Here is an 8299-nt window from a genome sequence, read left to right as displayed (position 1 = left end):
TTAGCTGGGCGTTGGGGCACAGACGTCCCGCGAGGCCGCGCCCGAACCGTCTTCGGTCCACCAGGGTTGAGCGGTGCAGGGCTGGGGTCTGGCTGTCGAGGATGCTGTTGCTCAGGCCGGGAAGTCGGTGCAGGTGGGGTGCGAGCATGCGGCGCACGGCGCTGCCGGTGTCCCCGCCGGCTGTCATGGCGGTGCCGACCAGCTTGGCCAGGGTGATCATCGAGCGGGTGTGGGGTTTTCGTTCGGCCTCGTAGCTGTCCAGTGCCTGTTCGGGGAGGCGGCCGTCGAGGACGGCGGCGAGCTTCCAGGCGAGGTTGGCGGCGTCGCGCAAGCCCGCGCCCATGCCCTGACCGATGAAGGGCGGGGTGAGGTGGGCGGCGTCGCCGAGCAGGAAGACACGCTGCTCGCGCCAGCGGTCGGCGATCTGGGCGCGGAAGGTGTACTCCGCCGTGCGCACGATCTCCAGCTCGTCTGCGGGGACGTTGCCGGTCCAGGGCCGGATGAGGGGGCGCAGACGGGTCATGTCGCGGTAGTCGTCGGCGCTTTCACCGGGGAGGAGCTGGAACTCCCAGCGGTAGCGGCGCTCGCCGATGCGCATGTAGGTGGCCGCACGCACCGGGTCGCAGACCTGGTGCACGCCCTCCCACTGGGCCAGGTCGGCGTCGGTGGCGACGTCGACGACCAGCCAGCGTTGTGCGAACCTCAGGTCGTGCATGGTGGAGCCGATCGCCGAGCGGGTCAGGCTGTTCGCGCCGTCGCAGCCGAGCACGTACCCGGCCGCCACGGTGCTGGTCTCGTCGGTGGCCCGGTCGGTGAGCCGTATCCGCGCCGGGCCGCCGTCGGGCTGCTCGATCGCGGTGATCTCCACGTTCCCGCGCAGGGTGACGGTCGCGTGCCGTGTGAGGTTGGCGCGCAGCAGCTCCTCCAGTTGCGGCTGGTCGAACATGCTGGCCTCGGGGTGGCCGTGGCGACCCAGGTCGGCACCGCGCCGGAACTCGGCCAGCACTCGCAGCTCGCGGTCCAGGAGCCGCAGGCCGTGGGCGGGGCGGGAGATCGCGGCGAACTCGTGCGCGACGCCGAGCCGGGCGAGCAGCCGGTAAATCTCGTCGTCGAGGTGGACTGCCCGAGGCAGGGGATAGACCGACTCCCAGCGGTCCAGCACGAGGGTCTCTATGCCGTACTGGCCCAGCAGTGTCGCCGCGGTCAGGCCGGTGGGGCCCGCGCCGATGACGACCACCGGGACGGTGCCGACGGTCATGACGCCACCGGTCCGGGCGTCTCCGGGGACCACGTCCAGCGCAGGGCGTACTGGTCGAGGACCGCGCTGATGGCCTCGCGGTCACCGGTGCCGGGGGTGACGGACACGAAGACGGACCCGCCCTCGATCGCCGCGTCGACTTCGACGTCGGAGCCGTGGCCGGCCAGGGCTTCCGCGACGGCGAGCCGGGTGGCATCGGCCCGCAGGGCGAGCTTGTAGGGCTTGCCGACATCGGTCACCGGCAGCGCGGCAAGGATGGTGACGGACTTCGGGGCGGCCACGCGTTCCGGGACGCGCCCGGCGGCCCACTGGCGGAGCTCCTCCTCGTTTACGTCCGCTTCCGGCGCGAGGGTCACATACGCCACCGGGAGCTCGCCCGCGTGCAGATCAGGGCGTCCGACCGCGCCGGCGCCGGTGACGTGCGGGTGGGCGAGGAGTGCGTCCTCGATGACGGCCGGGTCGATGTTGTGGCCGCCGCGGATGATCAGGTCCTTGGCGCGGCCGGCCAGGTGGAGGAACCCGTCGGCGTCGAGACGGGCCAGGTCGCCGGTGTCGAGCCAGCCGTCCACGAGCTTGCCGAGACCGTCGATGACCGGCCGGCCCTGGGCGTCGCGGCCGGTGACGTAGCCGGCGAACACGGTCGGCCCGCCGATCGCGAGCAGCCCGGTCTGCCCGGTGGGCAGCTCCGCCCACGAGTCCGGGTGGACGACCTTCACCTGCTGGTAAGGCATGCGCTGCCCGACTGCGCCGGGGTGCGGCGCGTCGGGGAAGCTGCGTGCGCTGGCACAGGTGGCCTCGGTCAGGCCGTAGCCCTCGACCAGTGTCACCTTGGTGTGGGCCTCGAACGCGGTACGGACGGCGTCGGGCAGCGGCGACGCGCCGACCATGGCGTACCGCAGGCTGCTGATGTCCGCCGTCGTGACGGGGCACTGGGTGAGCACCTGGTAAACGGTCGGCACAGCGCTCATGGCGGCGATGTGGTAGTGCTCGACGATCGACCAGAATTCCCCGTACAGGGCGGGTTCGCGGTAGCCGAGCGGTCCTGCCCACACCACCTGCTGGCCCTTGAACAGCGGCGCCAGCAGCGTGACGACCAGGGCGTTGACGTGGAACAGGGGCAGGGCGGCGAAGATGACGGAGTCGCTGCCGAGCATCGAGTTGGCGGCGATCATCCAGGCGTTGGCGACCTCGCCCGCGTGGGTGTGCGCCGCGAGCTTCGGGGTGCCCGTCGTGCCACCGGTGTGGAAGAACGCCGCCAGGTCACCCGCCGTGGGCGCCTCGCCTGCGAAGCTGGACGTGTCCTGGTCCCGGGGCGACTCCGCCAGTTCACCGACCAGGACTCCGTCGAGCCGGGGCAGGGGCGCCGGAGGGGCCTGCGCCGCCGTGGGCCGCAGCACCAGGACCGCGTCCAGTGCGCCGGTCAGCTCGGGGACCTTCGCCCACAGCTCCGGGGCCAGCTCCGGTCCTGCGGTGATGAGGACCCGGGCGCCGGAACGCCGCAGCAGCTCGCCCAGGTGCGCCGGGCTGAGAGCACCGTTGATCGGTGCGGCGATCCCGGCGAGCTGGGCGGCCAAAGTGGCTGGTATGAGTTCCGCGCAGTTGGGTGCCATCAGCGCTACGGCGTCGCCGCGTCGCACCCCCAGACGGTGCAGCAGGTTCGCGTAGCGGTGCACCCGCTCCAGCAGGCCGGCGAAGGTCAGCTGCGCCGGCTCGCGCCACTGGGCGGCCTGGGGCAGCACCGTCAGGGCGGTGCGGTCCGGCCACCTGGTTGCCGCGCGCACGAGCAGGTCGTACGTCGAGCCAGGCAGACCGCGCGCCGTGAGCGGGACCGCCTCGATCGAGGCCAGGTCGTCGGGGCCGCAGTAGGGGGGCCACAGCAGGTCCTCGTTCATCGCCCGTACCTCACCGTCGTGCGCTGGCGGCCCAGGTCGAGCTTGCCGTCGTCGGTGGCGACGGCGGCCTCCACCAGGTCGCCGTCCCGCAGGTACTTGGGGTTCTTGGCCTGGGCCTTGAAGAAGAGTCGCCACTTGGTCGCGGCCGGCAGCAGCGAGCCCAGGATCTCGACCGGCTTGGGCGGCGCGCTGAGCGCGGTGCCGACGGGGGTGCCGGTGAGCAGCAGGTCACCGGGGTCCAGTCGCTGGAAGCCGGTGAGTGCCTGGAGGGTCTCTAGAGGCCGGTAGATCATGTCGGAGGCGGGCATGTCCTGCCGCAGTTCGCCGTTGACCCACAGGCGCAGCCGCAGCTCGGCGAACCGGTCGAGGTCGCCCTCCTCCAGCAGCACCAGCGCCGGCCCGGTGGGGGTGAAGGTGGGATAGGACTTGGCCTCGTAGAACTGGGTCTTGGGCAGCTGCAGGTCCCGGGCGGAGACGTCGTTGGTGACCACGAGGGCGGCGACGTAGTCGGCGAGGTTCGCGGAGGAGACCTGGGTGCCGACCGGGAGCGGTGCGCCGATGACGAGGCCGATCTCCACTTCGTAGTCGAGCAGCCGGACGTGGGCGGGCTTGACGATGTCCTCGTACGGGCCGCTGATCGACCCGGACGCCTTGCGGAAGAAGGTGAGCGGGACGCTCTTCGGGTCAAGGCCCGCATCGGCCGCGTGCGAGGCGAAGTTCGTCATCTGGGCCACGACCCGGCGCCCCGGGGTGACCGGGGAGAGCACCGCGAGGTCGGCGACCGGCACGCCGGGGGCCGTGCTGTTCACCGAGGCGGTGACGGCGTCCCGGTCGGCCAGCAGTCCGGCGGTGGTGGCGGCCGCGGTCCGGACGCGGACGGCGCGCTGATCGCGGACGGTGTACCAGCCGTCGGCGGTACGCAGGACGTTGATACTCATCGGTTCATCGCTTTCATCAGGCTCAGCAGGCGGCCAGGGTCGATCTCGTTGTCGGCGCGCAGTGCGCGTACGACTTCGCGGATCAGGGCGGGGGTGGGGTTGGCGCCGAGGAAGTCGCGGGTCGCGGGCGGGCCCCATTGGGCCAGGCCGCTGGCGGACATCGGGGCCCAGCCGGGTTCCAGGTCGCAGTCGAACAGGTCGCCGTCGGCGAAGTGCTCGACCATCAGCTTGTCCGGGTCGCGCCAGTAGTCGAAGAGCTGGCTTCCCTGGATGTGCCGGCCGATGCCCCAGCTGCGCTTGTAGCCGCGCTCGGCGAGGTACTGCCCGCCGGCGGCGATCGCGTCGAGGTCGGTGACCTGGTAGGCGGAGTGGACGTAGCCCGTGCGCGGGCCCAGGTGCATCGCGAGGGTGTGGTGGTCGACCGGGGTGCTGCCCTGGTCGCAGCGGATGAACGCCATCGTGGGCCCGCGGTCGCGCCGGCCGTCCAGGAACAGGAAATCGCTGACGATCAGGCCGAGGGTTTCCAGGTACCAGTCCAGGGCCTGGGTGAACCTCGGCGTCTCCAGCACCACGTGGCCCAGCCGCTGGATTCGGGCGGGTTCGCACGGCGGACGCTGGGTGGCGTTGATCCGGGCGCGGCTGCCACCGAAGTTGAGCGCGAGCGGGGGCTGTTCGGGCAGGGCCGGGAGCTGCTCGGTGCCGTGGACGACGCGGACCGGGAAGCCGGACGGGTCGGCCAGGTCCACGACCCGCCCGCCGCCGAACTCCCCGAGGTCGCGGACCGGATGGCCGGTGACCCGGGCCAGCCGGTCCAGATCCGCGCGCTCCGCGGCCCGGAACACCGGCCCGAGGAACCGTGAGGTGCGGCCGTGGCGCAGTACCACGCACGCCGAACCGGGCAGCGTGCCGCGCAGGTACAGCGCCTGGCCGGTGCGCGCGGCGACGGCGAAGCCGAAGTCGCGGGCGAACACCTCGGCGCGGGCCAGGTCGGGCTTCTCGAACTCCAGCCAGGCCAGGTCCGCCACCTTGATCACGGGCTGCCGGGCGCGGCCGGGGTGCTCCCCGCGCAGCGGCCCGTGCTCGCTGTGCAGGTCCTGGTGGGCGGTGAGGGGCCCGGGCGGGCGGGCTCGGTCCTTCGACATGTGGGGCTCCGTCAGGGGTGGCTCAACGGACACGCTTCTGATGAGAAGCTCTGAACTGATAGAAGCATCAGACTTGACAGGTCGATCGTCAAGCCTCAGGGTGATGGAATCATCAGATCTGAATGCACCTAGACTGGTCGCATGCCGAACAAGCTCGACACCCCCGACAGCCCCGCGAGTGCGAACCGCTTCGAGCGCCGTCGCGCCCGCACCCGCCAGGCGCTGATCGCCGCCGCGCGGCAGATCCTGGCCGAGACCGGTGAGACCTCGGCCAGCATCCAGGAGATCGCCGACCGCGCCGACGTCGGCTTCGGCACGTTCTACAACCACTTCGAGACCAAGAACGACCTGTTCGACGCCGCGGTCGGCGACACCCTGGAGGAGTACGGCCAGCTGCTCGACAGCGTCACCGAGGGCATCGACGACCCGGCCGCGGTCTTCGCCGCCAGCGTCCGTCTCACGCTACGGCTGGCGGCCTCGCATCCCGAGATCACCCAGATCCTGCGCCTGCGCGGCCTGCCGCACATCAACGCCCCCACCGGGCTCGGGCCGCGCGCTCTCCGTGACCTTGAGGTCGGCAAGGCGTCCGGCCGCTTCACCTTCGAGGACCCGCTCGTGGCCCTGTCCGCGGTCGGCGGCGCGCTGATCGGTCTTCTCCAGCTCAACGCGGCGCGCGATCTCGACGCCGCGGCCGGTGAGCAGATGGCCGAGATGATCCTGCGCATGCTCGGGCTGCCGGCGGGCGAGGCCCACGAGATCTCCACCCGCCCGCTGCCTGAACTGCCCTGACCTCGGCGGCACCGCCGGCCGCGCGCCCGTCCAGGCCCCCGCACCGATCCCCGGCGCGGGGGCCTCTCGCAGTCCCGCACAGGGCACATTGGCGATCGAGATCTGACTGATATATCGTAACTGATGAAATCATCACTTGCGATGAAGAAGGGCCGCTCGGAACCTCAGGCGTTCCCCGGCGCCCGAAACGGTGACAGCAGACCACGGCGCGCCCGGTCACGCTCGAATCCATCGGCATTGCTGCTCTCATCGTGATCAAGGTTCGCCGCTCCGCCACCCTGATCAAGGGACATACCCACCATGACGACAACTCCCCGCACCCCCTCCAGGCATCCGAAGAAGCCGCCGAAGGACGGGCCGGCCACCGCGGCGTCCTCTTCTCCATGTGCTTGGCCCTCGTCCTGGTGGTCGCCTCCGTCTCGGCCCTCAACCTGGCCCTGCCCGACCTCGCCGTGGACCTGTCCGCCACCAACGCCTCACTCACCTGGATCGCCGACGCCTACACCGTGGCCCTTGCCGCGCTGGTCCTCCCGCTCGGCGCGATCGGCGACCGCATCGGCCGACGCCACGTCCTGGTCGCCGGCACCGTCGTCTTCGGCGCCGCCGCCTTCGCGGCATCCTTCTCCGACACCACCACCCACCTGATCGTGTGGCGGGTCGTCATGGGCTTCGACGCCGCCATGATCATGCCCGGCACCCTGTCCACGATCACCGCCGCCTTCCCGCCCGAGCAGCGCGCCAAGGGCGTCGCGGTGTGGTCCGGGTTCGCCGCGGCCGGCGCCATCATCGGCATGCTTGCCGCCGGCGCGCTGCTGGAGCAGTTCTCCTGGCGCTCCATCTTCGTCGCCAGCGCCATCACCGCCCTGGTTGCGGGGGCCGCTGCGGCAACACTGGCCCCCAACACCAAAGACCCCCATCCCCACCGGCCCGACGTCATCGGCGCGACCTGCACGGCCGTCGCCATCGGCTGCCTGGTATTCGCCATCATTGAGGGCAACGAACAGGGCTGGACCGAACCCGCCGTCATCGCCACCCTGGCCGTCACCGTCGTCGGCTTCGCCGCCTACGCCTTCTTCGGACTGCGCAACGACCAACCACTCCTCGACCCGCACCTGTTCGGCATCCCCGGATTCCGCGCCGGCGCCGTCACCGTGCTGGTGCAGTTCATGGCCGTCTTCGGGTTCTTCTTCGTCGGCCTGCAGTACCTCCAGCTCATCCTCGGCTACAGCCCCCTGAAAGCCGCCGTCGCCCTCGTACCTGTCGCCGTCGTCGTCCTGCCCACCTCCCACATCACCCCCCACCTCGTCACCCGGCTCGGCATGAAAGCCGTCCTGGTCGCCGGCCTGACCCTGCTCAGCGGCGGCCTGTTCGCGATCTCCCGCATCCACGCCGACTCCGGCTACCTGCCCTTCCTCGGCGGGCTAATCCTGTGCGGCCTCGGCATCGGACTGACCGGAGCCGCCGGAACCGCCGCCGTCACCGGCTCCCTCGGCCGCGGCCAGCAAGGCGTGGCCTCCGCGATGAACGACACCACCCGCGAAGTCGGCTCCGCCATCGGCATCGCCCTGATGGGCTCCGTCTACGGCAGCCACTACCGCGACGCCCTACCCCCCAGCATCGACCAGCTCCCGCCCCAGGCAGCCGAGTCCGTCCACGACTCCGCGGCCGCCGGCCTGCAGGTGGCCCACCAAGCCGGCCCCCAGGGCCCCGCCCTGGCGCAGGCCGTCAAGGACGCTTTCATCAGTGGCCTGTCGGCTTCCCTCCTCGTCGTTGCCGTCATCGTGCTCGCCGCCGCCATCGGGTGCCTCTTCCGCGCCCCCCGCCGCGCCCCCGACGCCGATTCCTGAACCCCGAGCGCGGGCTCACCTCGCGGACAGCCGGCTGCCGACCGGGGCTCCGTGGCGTGATCTCCCTGAACGGCACGGGCCGTGGCAGACCCTCTACGAGCGGTTTGCCTGCTGAGGCGGACTACACCCGGGCAAAGTCGCTGGAGCACGTCGCGGTCCGCGACGACACGGTGGGCCGGGCGGACCACGGCCGTCGACGACGAGGCGGACTTCGGTGGTCGGCCCGCCTCGGGACCGACCGAGGGGCTGGCGCATCTGCGAGTGGACCTACCGCGAACGCAATGTGGTCGAACGATGCTTCGCCGAGTCGAGCGGTTCCATACGATCGCAACCCGGTTCGACAAGCTCGCCGACCGCTACCGCGCCGGAGTCGACCTGACCTCCCTGATCCTCTGGCTCCGCGAACCCACCAGGTGATCATTTGCCAGACAGG

6 protein-coding genes and 1 pseudogene are annotated in these 8299 nt (G+C 71.3%); 3 read left to right on the top strand and 4 right to left on the bottom strand.

The window, feature by feature from the left end; all coding sequences use genetic code 11:
* From mhpA to AQI88_RS41990, 4 genes are all read right to left on the bottom strand, one after another.
* Positions 1 to 1258: bifunctional 3-(3-hydroxy-phenyl)propionate/3-hydroxycinnamic acid hydroxylase MhpA (mhpA, locus tag AQI88_RS42005; RefSeq protein WP_067011090.1), on the bottom strand; the 1258-nt coding region annotated here is incomplete at its 3' end.
* Positions 1255 to 3150, bottom strand: coding sequence for an acyl-CoA synthetase (locus AQI88_RS42000; RefSeq protein ID WP_067011088.1), 1896 nt, complete (start codon positions 3148 to 3150; stop codon positions 1255 to 1257). The genes AQI88_RS42000 and mhpA, both read right to left, overlap by 4 nt.
* A complete protein-coding gene (locus tag AQI88_RS41995; protein ID WP_067011086.1) occupies positions 3147 to 4088 on the bottom strand; it encodes a fumarylacetoacetate hydrolase family protein in 942 nt (313 codons plus the stop codon). The genes AQI88_RS42000 and AQI88_RS41995 overlap by 4 nt, the downstream gene beginning before the upstream one ends.
* Positions 4085 to 5230, bottom strand: coding sequence for a VOC family protein (locus tag AQI88_RS41990; protein ID WP_067011084.1), 1146 nt, complete (start codon positions 5228 to 5230; stop codon positions 4085 to 4087). Before AQI88_RS41990 ends, AQI88_RS41995 begins: the two co-directional genes overlap by 4 nt.
* 141 nt (positions 5231 to 5371) lie before the next feature.
* Between AQI88_RS41990 and AQI88_RS41985 the strand changes: the two genes are divergently transcribed.
* From AQI88_RS41985 to AQI88_RS49255, 3 genes and pseudogenes are all read left to right on the top strand, one after another.
* Positions 5372 to 6019: a TetR/AcrR family transcriptional regulator gene (locus AQI88_RS41985; protein WP_067011082.1), complete on the top strand. Its 648-nt coding sequence runs from the start codon at positions 5372 to 5374 to the stop codon at positions 6017 to 6019.
* Positions 6020 to 6270: 251 nt separating this feature from the next.
* On the top strand, positions 6271 to 7866 hold the full coding sequence (locus AQI88_RS41980; protein ID WP_244184648.1) for an MFS transporter: 1596 nt from the start codon (positions 6271 to 6273) through the stop codon (positions 7864 to 7866).
* A gap of 31 nt (positions 7867 to 7897) precedes the next feature.
* Positions 7898 to 8283 (top strand): annotated as a pseudogene (locus AQI88_RS49255) (hypothetical protein); the annotation flags it as partial.
* Positions 8284 to 8299: the final 16 nt, after the last annotated feature.

It is taken from the genome of Streptomyces cellostaticus (assembly GCF_001513965.1).
GTDB classification, from domain to species: Bacteria; Actinomycetota; Actinomycetes; order Streptomycetales; family Streptomycetaceae; genus Streptomyces; species Streptomyces cellostaticus.
Note: the sequence above shows the minus strand (reverse complement) of the source record. Positions and strands in the feature narration are given on the sequence as shown.